25 protein-coding genes are annotated in these 24,034 nt (G+C 71.8%); 11 read left to right on the forward strand and 14 right to left on the reverse strand.

Going from position 1 to position 24,034, the window contains the following annotated elements:
• The first annotated feature begins 78 nt into the window (after nucleotides 1–78).
• Nucleotides 79–381 carry a Sec-independent protein translocase subunit TatA gene (tatA, locus tag ACFWW9_RS08575; protein ID WP_390373364.1) on the forward strand — a complete coding sequence of 101 codons (303 nt, stop codon included), beginning with the start codon at nucleotides 79–81 and terminating at the stop codon, nucleotides 379–381.
• Nucleotides 382–435: 54 nt separating this feature from the next.
• On the forward strand, nucleotides 436–1,035 hold the full coding sequence (locus tag ACFWW9_RS08580) for a TetR/AcrR family transcriptional regulator (RefSeq protein WP_390373367.1): 600 nt from the start codon (nucleotides 436–438) through the stop codon (nucleotides 1,033–1,035).
• Here the strand turns inward: ACFWW9_RS08580 and ACFWW9_RS08585 are convergent.
• Entirely contained in the window at nucleotides 1,032–1,898 is an 867-nt protein-coding gene (locus ACFWW9_RS08585) for an oxidoreductase (protein ID WP_390373369.1), read from the reverse strand. The two genes, ACFWW9_RS08580 and ACFWW9_RS08585, sit on opposite strands and share 4 nt — an antisense overlap.
• A 201-nt stretch (nucleotides 1,899–2,099) precedes the next feature.
• Here ACFWW9_RS08585 and ACFWW9_RS08590 point away from each other — a divergent pair, with 201 nt between their 5' ends.
• Both ACFWW9_RS08590 and ACFWW9_RS08595 read left to right on the forward strand, forming a co-directional pair.
• A complete protein-coding gene (locus ACFWW9_RS08590; protein WP_390373372.1) occupies nucleotides 2,100–2,945 on the forward strand; it encodes an SDR family oxidoreductase in 846 nt (281 codons plus the stop codon).
• 63 nt (nucleotides 2,946–3,008) lie between these two features.
• On the forward strand, nucleotides 3,009–3,572 hold the full coding sequence (locus ACFWW9_RS08595; RefSeq protein ID WP_390373374.1) for a TetR family transcriptional regulator: 564 nt from the start codon (nucleotides 3,009–3,011) through the stop codon (nucleotides 3,570–3,572).
• On the opposite strand, the gene ACFWW9_RS08600 is transcribed toward ACFWW9_RS08595, so the two are convergent.
• The 3 genes from ACFWW9_RS08600 to ACFWW9_RS08610 form a co-directional block, all read right to left on the reverse strand.
• The gene (locus tag ACFWW9_RS08600) at nucleotides 3,508–4,110 is read right to left on the reverse strand and encodes a TetR/AcrR family transcriptional regulator (protein ID WP_390373376.1); all 603 of its coding nucleotides are present in this window, start codon (nucleotides 4,108–4,110) and stop codon (nucleotides 3,508–3,510) included. The genes ACFWW9_RS08595 and ACFWW9_RS08600 overlap by 65 nt on opposite strands.
• 9 nt (nucleotides 4,111–4,119) lie before the next feature.
• The gene (locus ACFWW9_RS08605; RefSeq protein WP_390373379.1) at nucleotides 4,120–4,995 is read right to left on the reverse strand and encodes an aldo/keto reductase; all 876 of its coding nucleotides are present in this window, start codon (nucleotides 4,993–4,995) and stop codon (nucleotides 4,120–4,122) included.
• Nucleotides 4,996–5,158: 163 nt separating this feature from the next.
• Complete coding sequence (locus ACFWW9_RS08610) at nucleotides 5,159–5,449, reverse strand: DUF4342 domain-containing protein (protein ID WP_390373382.1); 291 nt, start codon at nucleotides 5,447–5,449, stop codon at nucleotides 5,159–5,161.
• A 213-nt stretch (nucleotides 5,450–5,662) separates the two neighbouring features.
• On the opposite strand from ACFWW9_RS08610, the gene ACFWW9_RS08615 reads away from it, so the two are divergent.
• On the forward strand, nucleotides 5,663–6,208 hold the full coding sequence (locus ACFWW9_RS08615) for an RICIN domain-containing protein (RefSeq protein WP_390373385.1): 546 nt from the start codon (nucleotides 5,663–5,665) through the stop codon (nucleotides 6,206–6,208).
• 150 nt (nucleotides 6,209–6,358) lie between these two features.
• Nucleotides 6,359–9,112, forward strand: coding sequence for a BTAD domain-containing putative transcriptional regulator (locus ACFWW9_RS08620; protein ID WP_390373388.1), 2,754 nt, complete (start codon nucleotides 6,359–6,361; stop codon nucleotides 9,110–9,112).
• A 4-nt stretch (nucleotides 9,113–9,116) separates the two neighbouring features.
• On the opposite strand, the gene ACFWW9_RS08625 is transcribed toward ACFWW9_RS08620, so the two are convergent.
• Entirely contained in the window at nucleotides 9,117–9,722 is a 606-nt protein-coding gene (locus ACFWW9_RS08625) for a TetR/AcrR family transcriptional regulator (protein ID WP_390373391.1), read from the reverse strand.
• 129 nt (nucleotides 9,723–9,851) lie between these two features.
• Here ACFWW9_RS08625 and ACFWW9_RS08630 point away from each other — a divergent pair, with 129 nt between their 5' ends.
• Entirely contained in the window at nucleotides 9,852–10,640 is a 789-nt protein-coding gene (locus tag ACFWW9_RS08630; RefSeq protein ID WP_390373394.1) for an SDR family NAD(P)-dependent oxidoreductase, read from the forward strand.
• A 40-nt stretch (nucleotides 10,641–10,680) separates the two neighbouring features.
• On the opposite strand, the gene ACFWW9_RS08635 is transcribed toward ACFWW9_RS08630, so the two are convergent.
• Together ACFWW9_RS08635 and ACFWW9_RS08640 are read right to left on the reverse strand one after the other, a co-directional pair.
• Nucleotides 10,681–12,147: an MFS transporter gene (locus ACFWW9_RS08635; RefSeq protein WP_390373396.1), complete on the reverse strand. Its 1,467-nt coding sequence runs from the start codon at nucleotides 12,145–12,147 to the stop codon at nucleotides 10,681–10,683.
• Nucleotides 12,148–12,219: 72 nt separating this feature from the next.
• Nucleotides 12,220–13,110, reverse strand: coding sequence for a LysR family transcriptional regulator (locus ACFWW9_RS08640; protein ID WP_390373399.1), 891 nt, complete (start codon nucleotides 13,108–13,110; stop codon nucleotides 12,220–12,222).
• Nucleotides 13,111–13,210: 100 nt separating this feature from the next.
• Between ACFWW9_RS08640 and ACFWW9_RS08645 the strand changes: the two genes are divergently transcribed.
• Genes ACFWW9_RS08645 through ACFWW9_RS08655 form a run of 3 tightly spaced genes read left to right on the forward strand, consistent with a single transcriptional unit; the run spans nucleotide 13,211 to nucleotide 15,406 of the window.
• Entirely contained in the window at nucleotides 13,211–14,107 is an 897-nt protein-coding gene (locus tag ACFWW9_RS08645) for an SDR family oxidoreductase (RefSeq protein ID WP_390373401.1), read from the forward strand.
• 27 nt (nucleotides 14,108–14,134) lie between these two features.
• The gene (locus ACFWW9_RS08650; RefSeq protein WP_390373404.1) at nucleotides 14,135–14,500 is read left to right on the forward strand and encodes a darcynin family protein; all 366 of its coding nucleotides are present in this window, start codon (nucleotides 14,135–14,137) and stop codon (nucleotides 14,498–14,500) included.
• Nucleotides 14,501–14,509: 9 nt separating this feature from the next.
• Nucleotides 14,510–15,406 carry an SDR family oxidoreductase gene (locus ACFWW9_RS08655; RefSeq protein WP_390373407.1) on the forward strand — a complete coding sequence of 299 codons (897 nt, stop codon included), beginning with the start codon at nucleotides 14,510–14,512 and terminating at the stop codon, nucleotides 15,404–15,406.
• 33 nt (nucleotides 15,407–15,439) lie between these two features.
• Here the strand turns inward: ACFWW9_RS08655 and ACFWW9_RS08660 are convergent, their stop codons facing one another.
• The 4 genes from ACFWW9_RS08660 to ACFWW9_RS08675 form a co-directional block, all read right to left on the reverse strand.
• On the reverse strand, nucleotides 15,440–15,766 hold the full coding sequence (locus ACFWW9_RS08660) for a hypothetical protein (RefSeq protein ID WP_390373409.1): 327 nt from the start codon (nucleotides 15,764–15,766) through the stop codon (nucleotides 15,440–15,442).
• A 10-nt stretch (nucleotides 15,767–15,776) separates the two neighbouring features.
• Complete coding sequence (locus ACFWW9_RS08665; RefSeq protein WP_390373412.1) at nucleotides 15,777–17,231, reverse strand: High-affinity nickel-transporter; 1,455 nt, start codon at nucleotides 17,229–17,231, stop codon at nucleotides 15,777–15,779.
• The gene (locus ACFWW9_RS08670; protein ID WP_390373415.1) at nucleotides 17,228–18,541 is read right to left on the reverse strand and encodes a tetratricopeptide repeat protein; all 1,314 of its coding nucleotides are present in this window, start codon (nucleotides 18,539–18,541) and stop codon (nucleotides 17,228–17,230) included. Before ACFWW9_RS08670 ends, ACFWW9_RS08665 begins: the two co-directional genes overlap by 4 nt.
• A gap of 66 nt (nucleotides 18,542–18,607) precedes the next feature.
• Complete coding sequence (locus ACFWW9_RS08675) at nucleotides 18,608–20,140, reverse strand: DUF4331 domain-containing protein (RefSeq protein WP_390373418.1); 1,533 nt, start codon at nucleotides 20,138–20,140, stop codon at nucleotides 18,608–18,610.
• Nucleotides 20,141–20,526: 386 nt separating this feature from the next.
• Here ACFWW9_RS08675 and ACFWW9_RS08680 point away from each other — a divergent pair, with 386 nt between their 5' ends.
• Nucleotides 20,527–21,225: a flavodoxin family protein gene (locus tag ACFWW9_RS08680; RefSeq protein ID WP_390373421.1), complete on the forward strand. Its 699-nt coding sequence runs from the start codon at nucleotides 20,527–20,529 to the stop codon at nucleotides 21,223–21,225.
• Between the two features lie 6 nt (nucleotides 21,226–21,231).
• On the opposite strand, the gene ACFWW9_RS08685 is transcribed toward ACFWW9_RS08680, so the two are convergent.
• From ACFWW9_RS08685 to ACFWW9_RS08695, 3 genes are all read right to left on the reverse strand, one after another.
• Complete coding sequence (locus ACFWW9_RS08685; RefSeq protein WP_390373424.1) at nucleotides 21,232–22,071, reverse strand: MBL fold metallo-hydrolase; 840 nt, start codon at nucleotides 22,069–22,071, stop codon at nucleotides 21,232–21,234.
• A gap of 74 nt (nucleotides 22,072–22,145) precedes the next feature.
• Entirely contained in the window at nucleotides 22,146–22,928 is a 783-nt protein-coding gene (locus ACFWW9_RS08690; protein ID WP_390373427.1) for an alpha/beta fold hydrolase, read from the reverse strand.
• 104 nt (nucleotides 22,929–23,032) lie between these two features.
• Nucleotides 23,033–23,911, reverse strand: a complete 879-nt coding sequence (locus ACFWW9_RS08695) for a helix-turn-helix domain-containing protein (RefSeq protein WP_390373430.1) — start codon at nucleotides 23,909–23,911, stop codon at nucleotides 23,033–23,035.
• Nucleotides 23,912–24,034: the final 123 nt, after the last annotated feature.

Here is a 24,034-nt window from a genome sequence, read left to right on the forward strand (position 1 = left end):
GCGAGTTCACAGCGTTCGCACCCGCCCCCGGTGACACTGGAGAAGAGCACAGCCGCACGGCAACGGAGGAGAAGTCACGTGGGCAACCTCGGAGCGACCGAACTGCTCATCATCGCGGGGGTGATCGTCCTGCTGTTCGGCAGCAAGAAGCTGCCCGAGATGGCCCGGTCACTCGGCAGGTCCGCGAGGATCCTCAAGGCCGAGACCTCGGGCGGGCACGACGAGGACCACGGCGCACAGGTGACCTCGCTTCCTCCGCCGAGCCCGGCCGCCGTCGTCGGACAGGAGTCCGAGACGAGTCGGATCCAGCGGCAGATCGAGGAGCTCCAACGGCAGCTGACCATCGCCCAGCAGGCCCAGACCCCCAAGGACGCCCACTGAGCCCGACCACCCCCGTCGTACGGTCGTAATTCTCCAGTATGACCGTACGATGAAGTGGAGCGAGCGACAGCGGAGGCGACGGTGCGGTACGAGAAGGGCCACAAGGAGGCCACCCGGCAGCGGATCACGGAGGTGGCCTCGCGGCGCTTCCGCGACGAGGGGATCTCGGCCGTGGGGCTGGCGGGCGTCATGTCCGACGCCGGGCTGACCAACGGGGCGTTCTACGCGCACTTCGAGTCCAAGGAAGACCTGGTGCGCGAGGTCGTCGAACAGGCGCTCGAAGGGCAGCGCGCGGCCATGACGGCCGCCGTGGAGGAGCGGGGGCTCGAAGGGGTCGTCCGCGACTACCTCGACCTCTCCCACCGCGACCAGCGGGCCGAGGGGTGCCCTTCCGCTGCCCTGCTCGACGAGATCGGACGACGTCCCGAGGCCACGCGCGACGCCTACACCCGCCGACTGCTGGCCCTGGTCGACGTGGTCGCGGCCCACCTGGTCGACGACGACCCCGAAGTCCGCAGGGTGAAGGCCCTCGCCGTGTTCGGCTCGCTGGTCGGCACCCTGCAACTGGCCCGCGCCATCACCGACGAGAAGCTCTCGGCCCACCTGCTGGAGCAGGGCGTTCGGGCGGCGATGACGCTGATCGACACCCTCTAGCCCGCCCGGCGCGTGACCAGCCGTTCCGACAGCTCCCACAGCCCGCGGCCGAGTTCGGGGTCCCGAGCGGCCTTCGACGGCCGGGCGGTTTCCGGGTGGCCCCGCAGGTGCCGGAACCCGTTGGGGCCCACATAGGTGCCGCCCGGTAGGTCCTGGGTCGCGGCGTAGAGCGTGGGCAGCGCGCCCCGCTCCACGTCCTGCCCGACGAGGCTCATCATCCGCGCGGAGAAGGTCCGGCTGTGGTCGAGCAGGCTGGTGTTGGACAGGCCGGGGTGCGCGGCCAGCGAACGGACCCGGCTGCCCGCGGCGGTGAGGCGGCGCTGCAACTCCAGCGCGAACACCAGGTCGGCGAGCTTGGAGTCGTTGTACGCCCGTGAGGCGTTGCAGGGCCGTCGCTCCGCGTTCAGGTCGTCGAGGTCGATCCGGCCCTGCTCGTGCAGGAACGACGAGACCGTGACCACGCGGTCGGTGATGTGCGGCAGCAGCAGGGTCGTCAACGCGAACGGCCCCAGGTAGTTCGTGCCCATCTGCGGCTCGAACCCGTCCGCGGTGCGCCCTTCCGGGGCGTCCATGATCCCGGCGTTGTTGATCAGCACGTCCAGGTCGCCGGTCCACGCCTCGGCGAACGCCCGCACCGACGCGAGGTCGCCCAGGTCCAACTGGCGCACCTCCGTCTTGCCCGGCATGGCCGCGGCGACCCGCTCCCCCTTGGCGGTGTCGCGGACGGCGAGCACGACCCGAGCGCCGACACGGGCCAACTCCCTGGCGGTGACCTCGCCCAACCCGCTGGAAGCGCCGGTGACGATCACTGTCCAGTGGGACAGATCGGGCAGGTCGGCGGCGTTCCACCGTGCAGCAGACATCGCGAATCCTTGCTTCAGGCCGCCGGGGTGGCGGCTCGGGCGACCGATTGAATTACGGTCATAATGTAATCGTACGACCATAATGCATCAGGCGTCCCCGAGGTGCAAGCAGGACCGGCATAAACCAACCATCTGGTTGACTTCCCGCGCGAACCGCCCTACAGTCCGACTAAACCATCCAGTTGGATTGAAGGAGCAGACATGACCGCGCCTACCTGGTTCGTGACCGGAGCGTCGACGGGCATCGGGCGAGCCGTCACCGAGCAGCTGCTGGCGGGCGGTCACCGGGTCGCGGCTCCGGTGCGGCGGCCGGAGTCGTTGGCCGACCTCGGCACGGCCTACCCGGACCTCCTGTGGACTGCTCGGCTCGACGTCCGCGACACCGCCGCGCTGCGACTGGTCGTCGACCGCGCGTTCGACGACCTCGGCCGCGTCGACGTGATCTTCTCCAACGCCGGGCGGGGCGCGTTCGGCGCGGCCGAGGAGATGTCCGACGAGGCGATCGACGAGCAGATCGCGGTCAACATGACCGCGCCGATCCACCTCCTCCGCGCCGCACTCCCCCACCTGCGGGCGCAGGGCGGTGGCCGGTTCATCCAGAACACCACCATGGGAGCCCACCTCTCCACCCCCGGCGGCAGCCTCTACCACGCCTCGAAGTGGGGCGTGGAGGGCTTCCTGGAGTCGGTGATCGGCGAGGTCGAACCGCTCGGCGTCGGCATCACGATGGTCGAGCCCGGCATGGTCCGCACCGGTTTCAGCGCGGCGATGGCGCTCGCCGACGGCCTCGACGCCTACGCCGACACCCCCGTCGGGCAGACGCGCCGGTACCTGGAAGCCCCCGGCGGCGACCTCACCGCCTCGGCGCTCGGCGATCCGGCGAGGGTCGCCGCCGCGATCATCGCCTCGGCCGCCACCACCCCGGCTCCACGCCGCATCGCCCTCGGCAGCGACGCCTACGCCGCGATCCGCGGCGCGCTGACCGACCGCATCGACGAGCTCGACGCGGGCAGGTCCCTCGCCGCGTCCACCGACTTCCCCGCCTAGCCCGCCGGCCGCCGTGTCGTCGACGCGCCTGACGAAAACTATCCGGGTGGTTTAATGCGTGCCATGGGATACGACTCGGCGGCCACCCGCGCGCGGTTGTTGGACGCCGCCTACGACGAGTTCGTGGAGCGCGGCCTGGCGGGTGCCAGGGTCGACCGGATCGCCGCCGCCGCGGAGGCGAACAAGCAGGCCATCTACGCCTACTTCGGGTCGAAGGACGCGCTGTTCGACGCGGTGCTGAACGCCCGCCTGCAAGCGCTCGCCGACCTGGTGCCGTTCGACGTCGACGACCTCCCCGGTTACGTCGGCGCGCTGTTCGACCACTTCGTCGCGCACCCCGGCATCCTCCGGCTCGCCCAGTGGCGCGCCCTCGAACGCCCCGAGCCGTCCCCCGACATGGTCGACGCGCACGTGGAGAAGGCCAAGGAGCTGGCAGCGGCCCGCGGCGCGCGGGTGGAGACCACCACCGACGTCCTGATGCTGGTCCTGGCCCTCGCGCAGGTCTGGAACACCACCGCGGTCCCCATCCGCACGCCCACGGGCACCGAGTCGGCGGCCCGGCTCAAGCGCCACCGGGCGTCGGTGACCCGCGCCGCGACCGCGATCGCCCGCGAACTGCTGGACTGAGCCGCGGGCCGCCGAGGTCAGCGGCCACGATCGCGGCAACGGAGGCCACCACGAGGTCCCGGTCGGCCGAGTCGTGCACCGGCGAGGCCGCCCACGCGGAGCAGATCCCCACGATGATCTCGAACAGGGCGGACGCCGTCCGGTCGTCCGGCAGGTCCAGCGCTGCTCGCAGTTGACGGGCGCGCAGCAGGTGGACCTCGATCTCGCCCGGCGTGGGTTCGGCGCGTTCCAGTGAGCGCCAGCGGGCGAGCCTCAGCAGTTCCGGTGTGGCGGCCAGCGCGTCGACCAGCGCTCCCGCGTACCCCGGCACGTCGTCCGGGGTGAACGGCACGGTCTCGGACAGCTCGCCGAACCGGTCGGCGAGCACGGCGTCGAACAGGCCGTCCTTCGAGCCGAAGTAGGCGTAGACGGCCTGCTTGTTCGCCCGCGCGGCGGTCGCGATCCGGTCGACGCGCGCGCCCGCCAGCCCCCTGGCGGCGAACTCCCGGAACGCCGCGTCGAGCAGGCGCTCCCTGGTGGCGGCGGAGTCGTAGGCCATCCCCCGCCCCTACGCGCGGACGCCGTTGATCGTCGTGGCCCCCTGCTGCGCGGGAACGCCGAGGTCGCGCAGGAACGCCGCCGGGAAGTTCAGCTCCGGCGTGGTCAGCGCGTCGAGTTCGGCCAACTCCCCGGCGGTCAGGGTGACGTCGAGCGAGGCCAGGTTCGCGGTCACCTGCTCGACCGTGCGGGCTCCGATGACGGTGGAGGTGACCAACGGCTGCTGCCGCACCCAGGCCAACGCGGTCGCGGCGACCGTGGTGTCGTGCGCCGCGGCGATCCGGCCGAGCACGTCGACCACGGCCCACGTCCGCTCGGTGAGGTGCTTGGCCACGAACATCCCGCGGCCGGACCCGGCCGGGTTCGGGTCGTTCCTGGTGTACTTGCCCGAGAGGACCCCGTTCGCGAGCGGGCTCCATGGCATGACACCGAGGCCGAGTTCCCTTGCCGCGCCGAACAGTTCACCCTCGGAGGTGCGTTCCAGGAGGTTGTACTCGACCTGGATGGCGGCGATCGGGGTCCACCCGCGCCACTCGGCCAGCGTCGCCATGCGGGCCACCGCCCACGCGGGCGTGTCGGACAGGCCGACGTAGCGCACCTTGCCCTCGCGGACCAGGTCGTCCAGCGTGGAGATGGTCTCCTCCAACGGCGTGTGCCGGTCCCAGTTGTGCTGCCAGTACAGGTCCAGGTAGTCCGTACCCAGCCGAGTCAACGAGTCCTCGACGTGGCGGCGGACCGCCTTGCGGCCGGTGCCGCCGCTGTTGGGGTCGTGCTGGTCCATGGTGAGCGCGAACTTGGTCGCGATGACCAGCCGGTCGCGGAGACCGGGGTGCTTGCCCAGGTAGGTCCCGATCACCCGCAGCGTGCGGAAGTCGGTGAGGCTCATGGATCCGCTCCGGAACGTGGCATCTAATCCAACTGGATGGTTGATTTGCACGATAGGCGCGCCCGCCGCACCATGTCAACCACCTGGTTGGTTTACCTCCGAAGTCGACCACAGCACGATGGGTGGCACCGTCGAGGACGGTGCCACCCATCGGCCTTGCCTGTTACACCTGCTCGGCGTCGCCCGTCGTCGCGGGCTGGCCGCCGAGCTGACGGCGGTTCTCCAGCTTGATCCCGCACTTGCCCGCCAGCGCGGCGCCGATGCCGATCGTGGTGACCACCGGAGCGGCCAGCACCGCGACCAACCCGAGGGCCGCGGGCACCTCCAGCACCACGGCGTCCTTGCTGTCGCGCACGACCACGCGGTGGTTCACGCCCTCGCTGACCAGGCCGCGGACGGCGTCGACCACGGAGTCGACGGCGGTGCGGGTGGCCTCGGGCTTGGATTCGCTCATGATTCCCCTCGAAGTGCGGATGTCCCCTTGACGACTCCCAGCCTCTCCTGACGGGCGCGCCGTGCCATCAGGGTTTCCCCTGAGCCTCGCCTGATTCACCCCAGAAGCGACCCCGAGGCTCCTGACCTGCGCACTCACGCGACACCAACGAAACGCTCACTCGACGGCCGCGACGCTGGGCGAGTCGCACCCGCTCGTTCCCATGGAGGATGGATGAGCACCTGGTCACGCAAGGCGTTGGCGTTCGCGCTGGCCGCGGTGACAGCGCTGTGCCTGGCACCGGCCGCCGCCGCGCAGGAGCAACCGGTGGCGCGGGGCATCACACCGGGCACGTACCAGAACCTGATCAACGACTACCACCGCAAGTGCCTCGCCGTGAACTCGGCGGACAACACCAACGGCAAACCCCTGATCCACTACGACTGCTACGCCGAGTACAGCGACCAGTACTGGCGCTTCGAGCCCATCGACGCCGCACCCGGCTACTACCGGATCCGCAACCAGCGCACCGACCGGTGCGTCGCCGCGTCGAACCCGAGCAACGGCGCGCGCGTCGTGCAGTACGACTGCGTCGACGGCTACTACGACCAGTGGTGGCTGCCCGAGCTCATGCCCGACAACGTCCACTACCGGCTCCGCAACTACAAGAGCGGCCGCTGCCTCGCCGTTCCCTCCAACCAGGGCCAGAACGGCGGGAACGCCGTGAACTACAACTGCATCCTGGGCTACAACGACCAGTGGTGGCAGATCTGGCCGTGACGCCTCCCGACATCCGCTGACCGGATCGGCCGACCCCAGGCGGAAGCTCCGTCCGCCTGGGGTCCCCACCACCGCACCGAACCAAGGTGCTTGAGCGGGTCGGGTCGGACCCGGTATGCATTGCTCTCCAGGGCGTGGGGAGGAGACCGGATGGCCGTGCGGTTCCGTCTGCTCGGCGATGTCGAGGCGCACGTCCGCGACCAGCCGCTCGCCATCGGCTACGCGCAGCTGCGCTGCGTGCTGGCGGTGCTGCTGGTCGAGGCGAACCACGCGGTCTCGGTCGACCAACTCGTCGACCGGGTCTGGGGCGACCGCCGTCTCCCCCGCCACCCGCGTGCCGCCGTCCAGCACAGCATCACCTTGCTCCGCACCGCGTTGGCCCCCGCCGCGGAGGTGACGATCGCCCGGAAGGCGGCGGGCTACCAGCTCACCGTCGAGCCCGACGTGGTGGACCTGCACCGGTTCCACCGGCTGGTCGAGGAGGGGCGCACCGCCACCGACGACAGCCGGGCTGCCGCGCTGCTCGACCAGGCCTTGGACCTGTGGCACGGGGAACCGTTCGCCGGTCTGGCGACCGCCTGGCTGGACGCCACGCGCGCCACGCTGGTCCACCACCGCCACGCGGCCCGGCTCGACCTCGTCGACGTCCGGCTCCGCCTCGGGCTGCACGCCGCGCTGCTGCCCGACCTGTCGGCGTGGACGGCCACGAACCCGTTGGACGAACGGCTGGCGGGTCAGTTCATGGTCGCCCTGTACCGGAGCGGTCGCCCGGCCGACGCGCTGGAGCACTACCGGCGGGTGCGCGGCCGGTTGGCGGACGACCTCGGCACCGACCCCAGTCCCCCGCTGCGCCGCCTGCACGAGCAGGTCCTCGCGACCGACCCGGCACTCGTCGCTCCCGTCACGCGATCCGTTGTGCCCCAACAACTCCCGGCCCGACCGCGGCTGTTCACCGGCCGCACCCGCGAGCTGGCCCACCTGGACGCCGCGCTGGGCCAGGACACCGTGGCGATCGGCGGGATAGGCGGGATCGGCAAGACGTGGTTGGCGTTGCACTGGGCGCACGCGCACCTCGACCGGTTCCCCGACGGCCAACTGCACGTCGACCTCCGCGGGTTCGACCCCACCGGAAGGCCGGTGCCGACCGCGACGGCGGTCCGCGGTTTCCTCGACGCGCTCGGTGCCACCACGGTCCCGCCCGACCTGGACGCGCAGGTCGGGCTGTACCGCAGCCTGGTCGCGGACAAGCGGATGCTGGTGTTCCTGGACAACGCCGCCGACAGCGCCCAGGTGGTCCCCCTGCTGCCCGGCAGCCCGACGTGCACCGTGCTGATCACCAGCCGCGGGCGCCTCAGCGGCCTGGTCGCCGCGCACGGCACGCGATCGCTGGACCTGGACCGGCTGCCCGATCACGAAGCGCGCCAGGTGCTCGTCCGACACCTCGGCGAGGACCGACCGGCGGCCGAACCCGGTGTCACGGCCGACCTGCTGGCCCGGTGCGCCGGTCTGCCGCTGGCGATCGGCATCGTGGCGGCCCGCGCCACCACGCACCCGACCTTCCCCCTGTCCGTCCTGGCCGACGAACTGCGCGAGCACGTGCTGGACGGCCTGGACACGGGCGACGACCTGGTGAGCCTCCGGGCCGTGTTCTCGTGGTCCTGCCAAGCCCTGTCCGCCGACGCGGCCGGAGTGTTCGGCGCGCTCGGCCTCTTCCCCGGCGCGGACATCGACCTGCACGCCGTCGCGAGCCTCACGGCGTTGCCCACCGCCCGCGCCCGGACCCTGCTGCGCGACCTGGAACAGGCGCACCTGGTCGACCAGCACGTCCCCGGTCGGTACCGGATGCACGACCTCGTCCGGCTGTACGCGGCGGAACGCGCCCAGCCGTCGGCCGACTCCGCGCTGCGGCGGTTGACCGACTTCGCCGTGCACACCGCGTTCGCCGCCGAGCGGGTCCTGGACCCGCTCCGGGAGCCGATCCGGATCGGCGACCCCGGCACCGGTTGCGTCCCAAGGGAGTTCGCCGACGAGACCACCGCGATGGAGTGGCTGACCACCGAGTTCCCGAACCTCCTCGCCGTGCAGAAGTTGGCCGCCGGGCACGGTTGGCACACGTCGGTCTGGCACCTGGCGTGGGCGCTGGACACGTTCTTCCGCAGGCGGGGCAACTACCGCGACGCCGTGGCGGTGTGGCGAACGGCCGTGGCCTCAGCGGACCAGACGGGCGACGGCGCAGCCCAGACCCTGGCCCGTAGACGCCTCGGAAACGCTTGCGCCGCAACAGGACTCCACGCCGAGGCTCTGCGGCACCTGCACGACGCCCTCGCGGTCAGCGAGCGGACCGACGACACCTGCGGCCAGGCCCACGCCCACCACCTCCTCGCCGGTCTCTGGGAGGAGCGCGGCGACGACCGGCGGGCGTTGGAACACGCCACGCCCGCGCTGCGCCTGTTCCAGTCCCTCGACATGCCGGTGTGGGAGGCCTGGGCCCACACCCAGGTCAGCTGGCACCAGGCCCAGTTGGGCGACTACCGGCGGGCCCGCCCCCACGGCGAGGCCGCCTTGGCGCTGGCGCGTCGCCACCACGACCGCGAGTTGGAGGCGACCACGTTGGACGGCATGGGCTACATCGCCCACCACACCGGCCGTCGGACCGAGGCGCTCGACTTCTACCACCAGGCGCTCGTCCTGCTCCGCGACCTCAACCACGACTACCACGAGGCCAACACCCTCGAACGCGTCGGCCACACGCACCACGCGCTCGGGCACCACGACCGGGCGGGCACGGCGTGGCGGCAGGCGTTCGACCTCTACCAGGCCCAGCAGCGCCCCGACGACGCGGACCGCGTCCGACAACGGCTGGACGCCCTCGGCCGCGAACCCACCACGTCGTCCGACCGGTGACCGGTCAGGACGTGCCGCCGAGTGCGCCGAGCACGGTCCGGACCAGGAGGTCGGACCGAGCGCCGATCTCCTCGGTCGGATCGGTCGCCCCGCCCAGCTCCGGTGAGCCGCTGGGCAGGGCGTCCACCTCGTGCAGGAGGGCCAGGTAGACCTGACGGCACCAGCCGGGGCTGGTGGCGGTGATCGCGCCCGCGGTGTGGAGGCGGGTGAAGAGCAGGTCCAGGCCGTCGAGGACTTCCGCGCTGAGCGGGGGTGTCCGACGCTCGGGGTCGGCGGTCAATTCCATGGCGAAGCGGTGGCTGATCTTGAGTTCGAACACCCGCTCCGTCAGGCGGTGCAGCGCGACGGCGGGTGGTGCCGTCTCGACCCGCGCCTGCTTGATGCCGAGCAGGTAGCGCTCGTTGAGCTGGTCGGTCACGGCCGCCAGCAGCGCCTTGCGGGACGAGAAGCGGCGGTGGACGGTGGCGCGGGCCAGGCCCGCCGCGTCGGCGATCCGCTCCAGCGTCGCGTTCGGGTCGACCGCGAGCACGGCGACGGCGGCCTCCAGGATCCGGGCCGTGCTGCGCTCCGCGTCCGCCCGCACCCGACGCGGGTGTAGTGCCTCGGTCATCCCACCTCCAGTGACGTGCCCACCTTACCGAGGAATAAGTGAGACTCATGTGTCGCAGATATTGACACACTTCAGACCTCCGTGATGCAGTTGTGCCGTCGCACCACCCAGTCGAACCAGGAGTCGGACATGGATCTGCAACTCACGGGCAAGCGCGTCCTCGTGACCGGTGCGAGCAAGGGCATCGGCCTCGCGATCGTCCGGGCCTTCCTCGCCGAAGGCGCCGTCGTCACGGCCGCGTCCCGACGGCGCACGCCCGAACTCGACGCCACCGGCGCCACGTTCGTGGCCGCCGACCTCTCGGAGCCGGACGGCCCTCGGCGCATGGTCGAGACCGTCCTCGCCACCGACCCGCGCCTCGACGTCCTGGTGAACAACGCGGGCGGCGGCACGATGCCCGACGGGGCGTTCGACGACCCGCTGGACGGCAAGGACGTCGACTGGGCCGGCGCGTTCGCGCTCAACCTCGGCTCGGCCGTGGAGGCCACCCGCGCCGCGCTGCCCGCGTTGACCGAGTCCCGCGGCGTCATCGTCAACATCAGCTCCGACACCGCCCGCCGCCCCGTCGGCGTGCCGCTCCAGTACGCCGCGGCGAAGGCCGCGCTGAACGCGTTCTCCCGCGGGTTGGCCGAGAAGGTCGCGGCGTCCGGGGTCAGGGTCAACGTCGTCACGCCCTCCGGCACCCGCACGAACCTGATGGAGGGCGGCGACGGGTACATCGCGCAGGTGGCGGCCCACCTGGGGATCGACCACGCCGACCTGCTGACGGCCATGCCGGGGCAGAACGGGATGCTGACCGGAACCCTCATCGACCCGGACGAGATCGCCCGCGCGGTGCTCCTGCTGTCCTCACCGACGATGCCCAGCGCGATCGGGTCGAACTGGGTGGTGGACGCGGGCGCGTTGAAGACCGCCTGAGCCCCGCGGATGCCGCCGGGAAGGTCCCGGCGGCACCGGGTCACAGCCGCGAGAGGAGGAGTCGGCAGGCGAGGGCGGACGCCAGCACGATCGCGGCACCGACGACCATGGCCGTGTCGAGGCCGGTGACGTAGGCCTGCCGGGCGGTGTCGGCCAAGGCGTCACCGGAGGCGAGCGCCTGGGAGAGGCCCGCGAAAGCGGGTGCGGGAACGGTGACCGGTGCGGTGGCGAGGTCGCCCTGGTAGCGCAGCAAGGTGACACTGCCGAGCAGGCCGATGCCGAAAGCGCCGCCCAGTTCCCGGACGAGGTTGTTGACCGCGGAGCCGATCCCGGCGCGGTGCGCGGGCAGCGACGACATGATGGCCTGGGTCGACGACGGCATGGTCAGGCCGATCCCGACGCCGACGAGGCCCAAGCCCGCCTCCACCACCCAAGCGCTGCTCGTGATGTCCACTGTGGACAACACGACCAATCCGGCCGCGGCGGCGACGAGGCCGCCGGTCAGGACGGAGCGGATGCCGTAGCGGGCGACGGCCGGTTTGGCGGCGGTGGCCACGACGAGTTGGGCCAGTCCGGCGGGCAGGGCGTGCACGCCCGCCTCCCACGCCGAGTAGCCGCGCACGAGTTGGAGGTACTGGGCGAACAGGAAGTACATCCCGAACAGCGCGAAGTACGCGGCGGCGATGGAGAACGAACCGACGGTGAACGCACGGACGCGGAAGAAGCGGAGGTCGAGCATCGGGTTCGCGGAGCGGTTCTCGATCACGCGGAACGCGATCGTGCCGAGTGCGCCGATGGCGAACGCGCCGAGCACGGGAACGCTGGTCCAGCCGTCGTCCGGGCCTTCGATGAGGCCGTAGAGCAGGCCGGTCACCGCGACCACCGAGACGACCGCGCCGAGCACGTCGAACCGCGCGTGGTCGGGGTGGCGGACCTCGGGCAGCGAGAACGCGCCGAGGACGAAGGCCACGGCGGCGACCACGGCCATGCCGACGAAGATCGAGCCCCACCGGAAGTGCTCCAGCATGAACCCGGACCAGGTCAACGAGACCGCGACGCTGCCACCCGCCACGGCGGCCCATACGCCGATCGCCTTCGCGCGCTCGGCGGGCGGGAACACGTGGGCGAGGATCGACAGCGTTCCCGGCGTGACCAGCGCGGCGCCCACGCCCATCACGGCGCGAGCGGCGATCAGCTGCCAGGTGTGGTGGCTGACCGCGCCCGCCACCGCCGCCGCGCAGAACACCAGCAGTCCGGTTTGGAGGGTGGCCTTGCGGCCGAAGCGGTCGCCGATGGCCCCGGCCGGGAGCAGCAGCCCCGCGAAGCACAGGACGTAGCTGTCGACGACCCACGCCAACGACGTGGTCGACGCGTCGAGGTCGTGGGCGATCGACGGCAGCGCGACGTTGAGGCCCATGTTCGCCACCACCATCAGCAGGGCGCTCAGGCACAGCACCGACAGGATCCACCAGCGGCGGTCGTGGTCGAGAGGAGTCGTTGTGAGCACGTCCCGAGCCTCATCGACCACCGGCTTGCCGTCCACTGCAACCTTTGCAAGTGATCCTTGCGCCCTGAGCAACTACCTGGTTGCCAGGTGCAACTGCTGCCGCAGCCACCGGTGGGCGGGGTCCTTGTCGTGCCGGACGTGCCACGCCTGGGAGATCGACACGGGCGGCAGGTCGAGGTCGACGTCGAAGACGTGCGCGCCGCTGGTGACGACGAGCTGGCGGGCGTAGCGCTCGGGCAGCAGACCGATCAGCTCGGACGTGAGCACGATGTGCGCGGCGCTGGTGAACGTCGGCACGACCACGGCGACCGTGCGGCGCACACCGTTCTCCTCCAAGGCGGTGTCGAGCGCGCCACGGGCCACGCCGCGGCGGGAGACGGCGACGTGCGGCACCGACACCAGCCGCCGCAACGTCATCTCCCGGTCGGCGAGGGGATGACCCGCCGCGAGCACCACGACCATGCGGTCCTCGTGCAGCGGGCTGGAGCGGATCTCGGAACCGGGGTGGTCGATCACCCCGACCTCCAGGTCGATCGTGCCGTCGCGCAGCGGCGTGATGTCCTCCTCGCCCTCGGCGACGAACCGGAGCCGGACGCCGGGGGCCACCGGGTGGACGCGCTCGACCAGCGCGGAGGCCAGCGGGCCGATGAGGGAGTCGTTGGCGCGCAACGTGAACGTGCGCTCCAACGAGGCCACGTCCAACTCCAGCCCGATCTCCAGCAGCGCCTGCGCCTCCACGACCAGTTCGTGCAGGCGCGGCTGCATCGCCAACGCGCGGGGCGTGGGCACCAAGCCCCGTCCGGCGCGCACCAGGATCGGATCGCCGGTGGCCTTGCGGATGCGGTCCAGCGTGCGGCTGGTCGCCGGGACGCTCAGGTGCAGCCGTTCCGCGGCGGCGGTCACGCTGCCCTCGGTGAGGAGCACGTCCAGGGCGTGCAGCAGGTTCAAGTCCAGTTGCGCCATGCGCAAAGGTTACTTGAGAACGTTGCAATAGACATCAATCCAGATCCGGGTGAGGCTTGGTCCGCGCCCCAGATCGGGGCTGATGAGAGGAACAACCACCATGAAGGTCTTCGTCACCGGAGCCACCGGCTGGATCGGCTCCGCCACCGTGGACGAGCTGCTGGCCGCGGGCCACGACGTCATCGGGCTGGCCCGGTCGGACGCCTCCGCGGCGGCGCTGGAGGCCAAGGGCGCCACCGTCCTGCGCGGGGATCTGGACGACCTCGACTCGCTGCGCCACGGGGCGCTGAACGCCGATGCCGTGGTGCACCTGGCGAACAAGCACGACTGGGCCAACCCGGCGGCCACGAACGCCGCCGAGCGCGGCGCGGTCGAGACCATCGCCGACGTCCTGGTCGGCACCGACCGGCCGTTCGTGCTCGCCGCGGGCATCTCCGGACTCGTCCAGGGCCGCCCCGCCCTGGAGTCCGACCGCTCCCCCGCCGTCGGCCCGGACTCCCCGCGCGGCGGCAGCGAGAACCTCGCCCTCGACTACGCCGACAAGGGCGTTCGGGTGGTCGGCGTCCGGTTCGCACCGACCGTGCACGGCGTCGGCGACCACGGCTTCACGTCGTTCCTCGTCGCCGCCGCGCGACGGCACGGCGTCTCCGGCCACGTCGGCGACGGCGCTCACGCGTGGTCCGCGGTGCACCTCACCGACGCCGCCCGCCTGGTCCGCCTCGGTCTGGAGAACGCCCCCGCCGGGTCGCTGCTGCACGCGGTGGCCGAGGAAGCCGTCCCGCTGCGGGTGATCGCCGAGTCCATCGGCGCCGCCCTCGACCTGCCCGTCGCCGCGGTCGCTCCCGAGGACGCCGCGGCGCACTTCGGGTTCGTCGCGCGCTTCGCGGGCCTGGACATGTCCGCCTCCAGCGCCCGCACCCGTGACCTGCTCGGCTGGACGCCCAGCGGGCCGACCCTGGCGCAGGACATCGCCGCGGGCGCCTACTCCGCGCGCTGAGCCGGACCCCCTCGAAAGGACCCCGTCATGCCCGACACCGGCTTCGACGCCACCGTCACCGCGTTCATCCTGGTCAAGACCACCCGTGAATGGCTGGAGCTCACCGTCGCCGAGCGCGTCGCCGCGTTCGAGGACAACGTCGTGCCCACCATCAGGGAGAAGGTCACGGACGTCCGCTCGCGCTTCTACGACACGGAGTTCTACTCCGCCCGCGTCACCGACGTGTGGGTCTGGGAGGCCCGCGACCACGACGCGTTCCAGCTCGTGGTCGAGGCCCTGCGCGAGACCCCGTTCTGGGACCGCTACTTCGACGTCGTCGACATCCTCGTCGGCGTCGAGAACGGCTACGCCAAGCACTACGGCACCACCACCCCGACCACCATCGACGCCTGAGGAGCGACCATGCGCGTTTTCATCACCGGGGCCACCGGCTGGATCGGCTCCGCCACCGTCGACGAGCTGCTCGACGCCGGACACGACGTCACCGGGCTGGCCCGCTCGCCCGAGTCCGAAGAGGCGTTGGAGAAGAAGGGCGCTCACGCCCTCCTCGGCGACCTCGACGACCTGGAGTCGTTGCGGCGCGGGGCTTCCGAGGCCGACGCCGTCGTCCACCTGGCCAACAAGCACGACTGGGCGAACCCGGCGGAGTCCGACCGCGCCGAGCGGGCCGCGGTCGAGGCCATGGCCGAGGCGCTGGTCGGCACCGACCGGCCGTTCCTGGTCGCCAACGGCCTGTCGGGGCTGTGCACCGGACGCCCGGTGCTGGAGACCGACCCGTCACCCGCCGTCGGGCCGGACTCCGACCGCGGCGGCAGCGAGAACCTGGCCCTCGACCACGTCGCCCGCGGGGTGCGGAGCATGGCCATCCGCTTCGCCCCGTCGATCCACGGCGCGGGCGACTGGGGCTTCGTCACCTTCCTGGTCGACGCCGCCCGGAAGCAGGGCGTCTCCGGCTACATCGGCGACGGCTCGACGGAGTGGTCGGCCGCGCACCGCTCCGACACCGCGCGGCTCATCCGGTTGGGCCTGGAGAAGGCCCCCGCCGGAGCGCGCCTGCACGCGACCGCCGAGGAGTCCATCACCACCAAGAGGATCGCGGAAGCGATCGGTGGGGCGCTCGGCCTCCCGGTGGTCTCGGTCGCTGCCGAGGACGCGGACGCGCACTTCGGCTTCGTCGGCGACTTCTTCGCCACGACCATGACCGCGTCGAGCGCGCACACCCGTGCGAGCCTGGGGTGGACGCCCACGGGGCCGACCCTGGTCGAGGACATCGAGTCCGGGGCGTACGGCACGGCCTGAGCACAGCGGTGGGGCGGACTCCCGCCCCACCGCTCAGCCGACGAGCGCCGAGACGTTCGCCCGGTCCGCGCCCAGCTGGACGTAGAGCTGCGCCCACGCCTTGTCGTTCGCCGAAGCCCCCTGGCCGTCGCAGAACTGCTTGCGGCCGTGAGCGGTGTAGTACCGCAGCAACGGCAACACCTCGTCGGAACGTCGTTCGGCCTCGTCGGAGTACCGAGCGCCTGGTGCGGACGCCTGGTGCTTGAGGCAGGTCACGTCGGCGTTGGCCTCGTTGTCGAAAACGGGGCCGGGTTCGGCGGCCTGCGCGGTGCAGGCCGTGAGCGCGAGCAGCAGCCCGCACAGGGTGACGGTCGTGCGCATGGGTGGCTCCCTATCCCAGTCCGAGTGCGGCTCGCGCGGCCAGCCCGAGGCCGACGACGAGCACGAGGGCGGCGGTGAGCACGGGCATCAGCGAGGTCAGGCCGGTGAGCCGGGTGCGGAACCGGTTCAGGCGCTCCGCGGCTTCCAGGCGGTCGCGCAGGCGGACGAGCAGCAGCCCCACCGCGGTCAGGGTGGCCGCCATGCCCAGCCCGTAGCCGAGGACCAGCAGCACACCGAACCACGTGCGGCCGAGCGCGACCGCTCCGAGGAGCACCACGAGCGCCGACGGGCTCGGCACCAACCCCCCGGCGATGCCCATGCCGATCAACCCGGACCGCCCGATCCCGTGACCGTGCCCATGCCCGTGGCCGTGCCCGTGGCCGTGCCCATGGCCATGCCCGTGACCGTGGCCGTGTCCTTGTTCGACCGGCGCGCCCGCGCCGACCAGCACGCGGTCCGGGACCACCGCGCGCTCGGCGGCCCGACGGCGCAACGCCGAGACGAGCAGCGCCACACCGATCCCCGCGACCAGCAACCCGCTGACCACCCCGAGCAGGCTCAGCACGCCCTCGCCCGCCACGGCGCTGGACGCGCTGATCACCAGCCCCAGCACCAGGACCCCGGCGGTGTGGGTGATCGTCACGGTCGCGCCGACGACCACGGCGTCCTTCGTGGACCCGCGCTTGCCCGCCAGGTAGGCGGCGATCACCGTCTTGCCGTGACCGGGCAGCGCGGCGTGCGACGCGCCGAGCAGCAGCGACAGCAGCACGGCGAGCAGCCCCACCACCGGTGTGAGGTCCTTGCTGCCCGCGAGGTCGGTGAACGCCGAGGTCGCGGTGTTCACCACGGAGTCGAACGGGCCGCTCCCCTGCCGAGGGGCGCCCGCGACCGCGCCGCTGGCGCCGGGACGCGCGCGCAGGTCGACGGAGCGGACGTCGAGCGGGTCGGCGAGCAGGTCGTTCGGGTAGCGGCGCAGCTCGTCGCTGGTGCTGGCCGTGGGAACGGGCGAGTCGAGCAGCGCGACGCCGTCGCCGACGGCGGTCATCTCCCGCCAGCCGATCCGGTCGGACCGGTACGTGTCGCGGACCGCCACGACCGCCTCGCGGTCGAGCGCCGCCGACGCGTCCAGCGCGCAGGTCAGCCTCGTGGTGGCCAGACCCGCCTCACCCGGCGGGAACTCGACGGCGCTGGACCGCACGGCGAGTGCCGCGGGCTTCCCGTCGACCGAGAGCGCCGTGGCGTCGCGCACCGCGGCGCACGCGCCCGCGGCGTCGGTGACCGGCTCCTGCAAGGTGGGGATCTCGGCGCTGTCGACGACCACCCGCAGCTCGACCCGGTCGGTGTGCAGGGTGATGCCGGTGAAGTGGTTGACGGTGAAGTTGCCCAACGGGTGCGCGCTCGCCGACACCGGCGTGCACAGCAGCGCGGCGGCGCACAGCACCAGCAGCGCCAGTGGTTTCCTCATCGCGGGCTCCGCAGGTCGGCGAGTGCCCGTTGCGCCTCGGGGGCGTGCAGCGGGGAGAAGTGCGGGTTGGTGCGCAGGGCCGAGTCCAACGCGGTGACGGCGTCGTCCGTGCGTCCCAGCGCGGCGAGGATCATGCCGCGGTGGAAGGCGAAGCCCGCGTCGACCTTGCCGAGCGCGGCGGCCTTCTCCGCGTAGGTCAGGGCTTCGGCGTCCCGTCCGGTGAGGTGCAGCGCCCACGCGAGCGCGTCGGCGACCAGGACGTTGGGACGCTTGGCCCACTCGGCCTCGGCGTGGCGCAGCGCGGTGGCGGCGTCGCCGCGGTCGGCGGCCACGGTGGAGGCCGTGAGGTCGTCCACGGACCCGGCGGCGGTCAGGACCTTCTCCTGCTGCGCCAGCACGTCGTACTGGCGCGCGGCGTCGTCGGCGCGACCGGCGCTGGTCAGCAGCGCGGCGTACTCCTGGAGGTACTGCGGCAGCGGCACGCGGGTCGTGATCGCCTGGTAGGCGGCGAGCGCCTCGTCGGCGCGGCCGCGGGCGGCGGCGGTCTTCGCCTTGCCCTGCGCCAGGGACACGTCCTTCGGGTCGGCCAGCAGCCCCTGGTCGTAGTGCTCGTCGGCGAGGTCGAGGTCGCCGGAGTTGAACGCCAGCTCCCCCAGGTAGTACTGGCAGAACGCGATGTCGGCGGGGCCGGTGGCGTCCAGCAGCGCGCGGTCCAGCGCGGCGCGGGCCTCGTCGGTGCGACCGTGCAGCTCCAGGTCGTAGGAGGCGCGGGTGAACGACGGGACGCCGGGTTCGAGGTCGAGCATCCGCTGCACGGCGGCGGTGGCCGCGTCCGCGTCGCCGAGCTGGGTGTGGGCGTCGGCGAGCACGCCGTACGCCTCGGAGGTGTCCGGCAGCGCCGTCGCGGCCCGCGTCCCCCAGTCGCGGGCGGCGGTGAAGTCGTGGCGGGCGTTGGCCAGCGCGCCCATGCCGATGAGCGCCGGGCCGTTCTCGGGGCGCTGGGCGAGCGACTTCTCCAGCGCGCCCTGCGCCTTGGCGTAGTAGGAGGGGTCGGCGGTCACGCGGGCCTGCTCCACGTAGGCGGACCCCAGCTGGGCCCAGGTGGTCGGGTCTTCCGGCGTGGTGCGCAACCGGGTCTGCGCGGTGGAGATCGCGCGGGCCAACGCGGTCTCGGCGACCGGCGCGGACGCGGGCGGGGGCTCGGCGGCGTGGGGACGCAGGAGGGTGGCGGCGGTCGTGCCGAGCAGGGCGACGCCGCCGACGACGGCGACGATCGCCAGGAGCCGCCTGCGGCCGCTCGGGGAAGTCATCGGGGGCAAACCTCCGGGTCGGGTGGAACCCCGTGGCGCGCGGGACCCGCGCGCCACGGGGAGGGACTACGCCGTCGCGGGAGCGGTCGTCCACTCCGGACGACGCCGGAACAGCCAGACACCCGACCCGATGAGCAGGGTCGCGAGGAGCACGTTGAGCAGCGGCCCTGCCGGGAACCCACCGCCTGCCGGCGGCGTGATGGCGCCACCGGACTGCGTGTTGACCCCGGTGTTCGCGGGCAGTGCGACGTACGGGAACGACGTGCCGAACGCCTTGTCGTTGGCGTTCACCGCGTCACCGGCCGCCAGCGCGGGAACGATCCCGCTCACCGCCGCGCCTTCGAGCGCCTGCACCTCGATGTCGACCACGTCGTCGGTCAACCTGCGACCGTTCGGGTAGCCCTGGAGGTCGCCCGCCAGGACACCCAGCCGGTTGGGCTGAGCGGCCACCGGCACCGAGGTGTTGAGCCGCAGCTGCTCCGAGGGCACGAACCGCTTCGGGTTCACGTCCGCGTTGTTGAGCTGCGAGTTCAGGTCGGCCTTGATCGGCCCCGGCGTCTTCGTGGTGATGCCCGTCAGGAAGATCTCCGCCAGGTCGGTGCGCGGAGTGGCGGGTGCGGGAATCCCGTAGATGCCCTGGATCAGCTTGGGCACCTCCGGGTCGGTCACGCGGTTGACCAGGTCGGGGATCTTGGCGTCCTGGTCGGGCGTCAACGAGTTGAACTTGTCCTTGAGCCCCGCGGGCACGACGACCTCGTTGACCAGCGGGTTGCCCAGCCGCGAGACCTGGACGAACGGTCCGAGCGGCTTGGACTGCCCCGGCGTGAGCAGCATCGACTGCCGCTCGGTGTCGCTCCACACACCGATGACCGGGTTGCGGCCCGCGTCGCCCTTGAGCGCCAGCGCCGACTTCGGCAGCTGGAGGGCGATCGTGTTCACGTTGTAGCCCTTGAGCGTGTCCTGCCCGACCTCGGACAGGTTGCCGCCGTAGAGCAGGTCGAACACCCGCAGGTCGAGGAAGAACGAGTCGTCGGCCTGGCCGACGAACGACTTCCCGCCTCCGGGCACGTCGGTGATCGCCTGGTCGCGCAGCCCCGCGTAGTTCGGCATCGACGCCGGACCGGTGTTGGACGGCGCTACCTGGCCCGACTTGAGCAGCCGCTTGGAGCGGCCGTACCCGTCGATGACCTCCAGCGTGTAGCTCTGCTTGAAGAGCAGGTTCTCGTCGTCGAGCGAGGTGACGGGACCGTTGTTGTAGAGGAACGTCGACTTCCCGCGCTTGTCCTGGTTGGTGAAGGTCCACCGGTAGGTCAGGTCGGGGCGCGCGTCGCCGTCGTTGTCGATGTTGATGTCGTAGCGGGCGTCCGTCGCCCACGGGTAGAAGTTCGGCCCGCCGTTCGGTTCCTGGAACGGGTACCAGTTCGCCACCAGGGTGACGGTGTCCGGCTTGTCGGGACTGACGAACGCGTACACGTCGGTGTTGTCCACCGGCGGGTCACCGGCGATCAACGGCGCTTCCCGGTGGCTCGACGCCCCGGCCGTGCCGGGACCGAACCCGACCAGGCCACCGGTGAGCAGGGTGCTTCCGACCGCGATCAACGCAATCGCCGCACGTCGTCGTCGACGTGGGCGAGGCGGTGCTGACATGGTCCATCCCTTCGTCCGCGAACCGCCGTCACGGCGTGGCCCGCGGAGTTCACGATCAGATCAAATACCGCCCGACCCGATCGCCGGGCAGGCTCATGTCATTCGAAGTGGGAGGTGACGCGGTTCACTATTCGACGAAGAAAAACTCGATCGAGTTTATTGCAGAAGGGTTGCAACAAGAATTCGCTCATCATTCCACGCATTCCGTGCCGCGGCAAAGGCAAACAATTCTCACGGCCGCCGGATGTTTCCACTCCCTTACGCCCGCGCTCCCGAGCCCGCACGACGCCACCCGTTCGGGTCCACTGGTGAGGACCCGAACCGAGAAGGGACCGACCATGTTCGAAGGCCTGACGGCGTTGTTCGTCAACTGCACGCTGAAGCGCTCCCCGGAGCCCAGCAACACCGACGGCCTCGCCGCCATCAGCAAGCGCGTCATGGCCGCCAACGGCGTGGCGATCGACGAGATCCGCGCGGTGGACCACGACATCGCCACCGGCGTGTGGCCGGACATGACCGAGCACGGCTGGGCGAGCGACGAGTGGCCCGCGCTCTACCAGCGCGTGCTCGCCGCGGACATCCTGGTGCTGTGCGGCCCGATCTGGCTGGGCGACAACAGCTCCGTGATGAAGAAGGTGGTCGAGCGGCTCTACGCGTGCTCGTCCCTGCTCAACGACGAGGGCCAGTACGCCTACTACGGCCGGGTCGGCGGCTGCCTCATCACCGGCAACGAGGACGGCGTCAAGCACTGCGCGATGAACGTCCTCTACAGCCTCCAGCACCTGGGCTACGCGATCCCGCCCCAGGCCGACGCGGGCTGGATCGGCGAGGCCGGGCCGGGACCGTCCTACCTGGACCCCGGCTCCGGCGGGCCGGAGAACGACTTCACCAACCGCAACACCACGTTCATGACGTGGAACCTGATGCACCTGGCCGCGATGCTCAAGCAGGCGGGCGGTTTCCCGTCCCACGGCAACCAGCGCTCGGCCTGGGACGCGGGAGCGCGCTTCGACTTCGCCAACCCCGAGTACCGCTGACCGCCGCTACGCGTAGAGGGCGGTCGCGCCGCCCCACAGCGCGCCGGGGTTCAGGTGCGCGGGAAAGCGGTCGAGCATGGCGTGGAAGAAGTCCAGGGCGTTGTCGTGCCGCGCCAGGAGTTCGTCGACGGTGTCGAGGTAGCGGCGGGTCTCGGCGATGACGCGGGTGGCGTCGTCGTCGAGGCCCTTGTCCTTGTGACCGGTCACGACGAGGCTCGGGCGCAGGGCCTCGACGGTGTCGATGGCGCGCCGCCAGGCGTTCCGACCGTCGCCCAACGCCTCGCGCAGGTACTGGTGGACCCCGTTGTAGAGCACGTCGCCCGCCACGACGAGGCCGAGGTCGGGCACGTGCAGCACGCTCGTGTCGTCGGTGTCGGAGTGGCCGACCTCCACGAGCGTCAACTCGTGGCCCTCCAGGTGGATCCGGTTGCCGTCGGGGACGACGGCGGTGACCGGGGAGTCCGGGATCTGACCGGGGAACAGCGCGTCCCAGAACGCGGCGCGCTGGGCGACGTTGCCGTGCATCTGAGCGATGGTCCCGGCGGTCGCGACGACGGTGGCGCCGAACCGGTCGGCCAGCGTCGCGGCGCCGAACCAGTGGTCGCCGTGGCCGTGGGTGGCGACGATGTGCGTCAGGTTCCGGCCACTCGCCGCCACCCAGTCCCCCACCGCCGCGGTCTGCTCGGTGGTCAACGGCGGGTCGACGAGCACGGCGTCGACCTCGCCGTGGACCAGCGTGACCGACAACGGCGAGAACATCCGCCGGTCCCCGTTCGGGACCGGCTCGGCGACGTTCTGCGGGATCGGCTCGGCGATGTGCACGTCGTAGCCGAGGGCGGTGGCCATGGCGATCCTCCAGGGGTCTGAGTTTGAAATTCAAACCTAGCCCACCTGGGTAGGATTGTCCAAGCCAAGTCCGGTCAGGCGTGCCGGTGGAGGAACTCCGCGAGCCGCGGGGTGACCTCAGCGGGGTGGGTCAGGCTCGGGGTGTGACCCGCGTCGGGGATCTCCACCAGGCCCACCGCACCGGGGAGCGCCTGGTGGAGCAGGCGTCCGAGGGCGAGGGGGATGGGCCGGTCGGCCGTGCCGTGGACGACCAGGGCGGGGGCGGTGATCTCGGCGAGCCGCGCGGTGATGTCGTCGACGCCCATCAGCACGGTGACGGCGTCGGCCAGCCGGTCGCGGGGTTGGTCCTGCCACTTGGCGAGCCACTGCTCGTGGAGCGCGGGCTTCCCCAGCAGCAGCCCGAGCAACTCGGGGGCGACGGCCTCGGGTCCTGCGGCGCGGAAGGCTTCCGCGACACCGCGCATCTGCGCCAGGGCCTCGAACGGCCAGGCGACGGCCGCCGTGTCGACGAGGCCGAGCGCGGTGACCCTCTCGGGTGCGCGCAGCGCCGCCCGCAGGGACAGGAACCCGCCCTGCGAGTGGCCGACCAACGCCGCCCGCGGGACGTCCAGCCGGTCGAGGAGGCCGAGCAGGTCGTCGGCGGAGTCCCAGTAGGTGTGGACCCGGCCGTCGTCCTCCGTCCGGCCGTGCAGCCGCTCGTCCCAGACCACGCACCGGAACGCGCCGGACAGCGCCTCGACCTGCGGCGCCCACATGTCGCCGTCCATCAGGTTCCCGTGGCTGAAGACGACGACGGGACCGTCACCTCCGCTGTCCTCGACGTGGAAACGCGCGTTGTTCACGGTCACGAAGCTCATGATCACGGTCCTTTGTGGAGAATCGAGTGGCCGGAACCAGGTTCTCCCCTCCGGGCGCGCGGGAGGAGGTCGGCAAGCGACTGCCGATGGTCAAAAGGTGACTGCTACGCCTGGTCGGCGCGGAACGCGCCGGGAGTCGAGTGTGCGAGGCGTTCGAAGAACTTGCCGAAGTTGGTGGGCTCGGTGAAGCCGAGCATCCCGCCGATCGTGGAGACCGGCAGGTCGGTGTGGACGAGCAGCCGTTTGCCCTCCAAGACGACCCGGTCGTCGATGAGCTGCTTGGCCGTGCGTCCCGTGGCGGCCAGGCAGGCGCGCGCGAGCGTGCGGGGCGCGTAGCCGAGCCGCGAGGCGTACGCGTCGACGCTGCGGGTGGTCGCGAAGGACTTCTCCAGCAGGGCCCGGAAGTCGCGGAACACCTCGCCGCCCGCGGCCGGGTCCCCGCCGTCGGGGCGGGGCAACCGGGCCACGCGCAGCAGCAGCGCCGTCAGCAGGTGCCGCAGCAACTCGACCGTCAGCGTCTTGTCCCGCTCGGCCAAGCCCGCGTACTCCCCCGCGATCTCCGCCACCGCGCTGGTGAGCACGCTGTGGTCGGCGGGGCCGAGAGTCCAGGCCGCGGGGCCGTGGTCGGTCAAGGAGGCCAGCGCGGGCAGCGGAGGCGGGAACGCGGCGGTGAACAGCACCATCGTCGCGTCCAGGTCGGCGAGACCGCCGGTCGAGTCCACCGGGAACCGCTGCACCTGGCCCGGCCGCAGGTGCAGCAGCGTTCCGGGCGCGCAGCGGTGGGCGACGAAATCGATCACCGCGGTCCCCTCGCCCGCGGTGACCAGGGTCAGCTGGTGGAAGTCCGGGCGGCTCGGCGCGGCGGCGACCTCGGGCCGCAGCCGACACCGCAGATCGGCGAAGGACACGACCTCCACACCCAACCGAGGCTGGCCGGGGTTGTCGTAGGGCACCTCGACGACACCGGGACGGCCTGCGCGCATGACGTCGATCGTCCCAGACTTCCGCCGGTTCGCGCGGCGTCCTCGAAGGCCCGCACCGCACGAACCCGCCTCCGGTCCTTTTCGGACGGAAGGTCACGGGTCCGTGCGGTCGCCGTGGCCGCG

Origin of the sequence: Umezawaea sp. NPDC059074, assembly GCF_042738955.1 — a bacterium.
GTDB lineage: Bacteria > Actinomycetota > Actinomycetes > Mycobacteriales > Pseudonocardiaceae > Umezawaea.

Excerpts from the sequence above, each read along its gene's own strand:
- ACFWW9_RS08585 (WP_390373369.1), bottom strand. The coding sequence starts at position 1,898 with ATGTCTGCTGCACGGTGGAACGCCGCCGACCTGCCCGATCTGTCCCAC.
- ACFWW9_RS08590 (WP_390373372.1), top strand. The coding sequence starts at position 2,100 with ATGACCGCGCCTACCTGGTTCGTGACCGGAGCGTCGACGGGCATCGGG.
- ACFWW9_RS08595 (WP_390373374.1), top strand. The coding sequence starts at position 3,009 with ATGGGATACGACTCGGCGGCCACCCGCGCGCGGTTGTTGGACGCCGCC.
- ACFWW9_RS08600 (WP_390373376.1), bottom strand. The coding sequence starts at position 4,110 with ATGGCCTACGACTCCGCCGCCACCAGGGAGCGCCTGCTCGACGCGGCG.
- ACFWW9_RS08605 (WP_390373379.1), bottom strand. The coding sequence starts at position 4,995 with ATGAGCCTCACCGACTTCCGCACGCTGCGGGTGATCGGGACCTACCTG.
- ACFWW9_RS08610 (WP_390373382.1), bottom strand. The coding sequence starts at position 5,449 with ATGAGCGAATCCAAGCCCGAGGCCACCCGCACCGCCGTCGACTCCGTG.
- ACFWW9_RS08615 (WP_390373385.1), top strand. The coding sequence starts at position 5,663 with ATGAGCACCTGGTCACGCAAGGCGTTGGCGTTCGCGCTGGCCGCGGTG.
- ACFWW9_RS08620 (WP_390373388.1), top strand. The coding sequence starts at position 6,359 with ATGGCCGTGCGGTTCCGTCTGCTCGGCGATGTCGAGGCGCACGTCCGC.
- ACFWW9_RS08625 (WP_390373391.1), bottom strand. The coding sequence starts at position 9,722 with ATGACCGAGGCACTACACCCGCGTCGGGTGCGGGCGGACGCGGAGCGC.
- ACFWW9_RS08630 (WP_390373394.1), top strand. The coding sequence starts at position 9,852 with ATGGATCTGCAACTCACGGGCAAGCGCGTCCTCGTGACCGGTGCGAGC.
- ACFWW9_RS08640 (WP_390373399.1), bottom strand. The coding sequence starts at position 13,110 with ATGGCGCAACTGGACTTGAACCTGCTGCACGCCCTGGACGTGCTCCTC.
- ACFWW9_RS08645 (WP_390373401.1), top strand. The coding sequence starts at position 13,211 with ATGAAGGTCTTCGTCACCGGAGCCACCGGCTGGATCGGCTCCGCCACC.
- ACFWW9_RS08650 (WP_390373404.1), top strand. The coding sequence starts at position 14,135 with ATGCCCGACACCGGCTTCGACGCCACCGTCACCGCGTTCATCCTGGTC.
- ACFWW9_RS08655 (WP_390373407.1), top strand. The coding sequence starts at position 14,510 with ATGCGCGTTTTCATCACCGGGGCCACCGGCTGGATCGGCTCCGCCACC.
- ACFWW9_RS08660 (WP_390373409.1), bottom strand. The coding sequence starts at position 15,766 with ATGCGCACGACCGTCACCCTGTGCGGGCTGCTGCTCGCGCTCACGGCC.
- ACFWW9_RS08665 (WP_390373412.1), bottom strand. The coding sequence starts at position 17,231 with ATGAGGAAACCACTGGCGCTGCTGGTGCTGTGCGCCGCCGCGCTGCTG.
- ACFWW9_RS08670 (WP_390373415.1), bottom strand. The coding sequence starts at position 18,541 with ATGACTTCCCCGAGCGGCCGCAGGCGGCTCCTGGCGATCGTCGCCGTC.
- ACFWW9_RS08680 (WP_390373421.1), top strand. The coding sequence starts at position 20,527 with ATGTTCGAAGGCCTGACGGCGTTGTTCGTCAACTGCACGCTGAAGCGC.
- ACFWW9_RS08685 (WP_390373424.1), bottom strand. The coding sequence starts at position 22,071 with ATGGCCACCGCCCTCGGCTACGACGTGCACATCGCCGAGCCGATCCCG.
- ACFWW9_RS08690 (WP_390373427.1), bottom strand. The coding sequence starts at position 22,928 with ATGAGCTTCGTGACCGTGAACAACGCGCGTTTCCACGTCGAGGACAGC.
- ACFWW9_RS08695 (WP_390373430.1), bottom strand. The coding sequence starts at position 23,911 with ATGCGCGCAGGCCGTCCCGGTGTCGTCGAGGTGCCCTACGACAACCCC.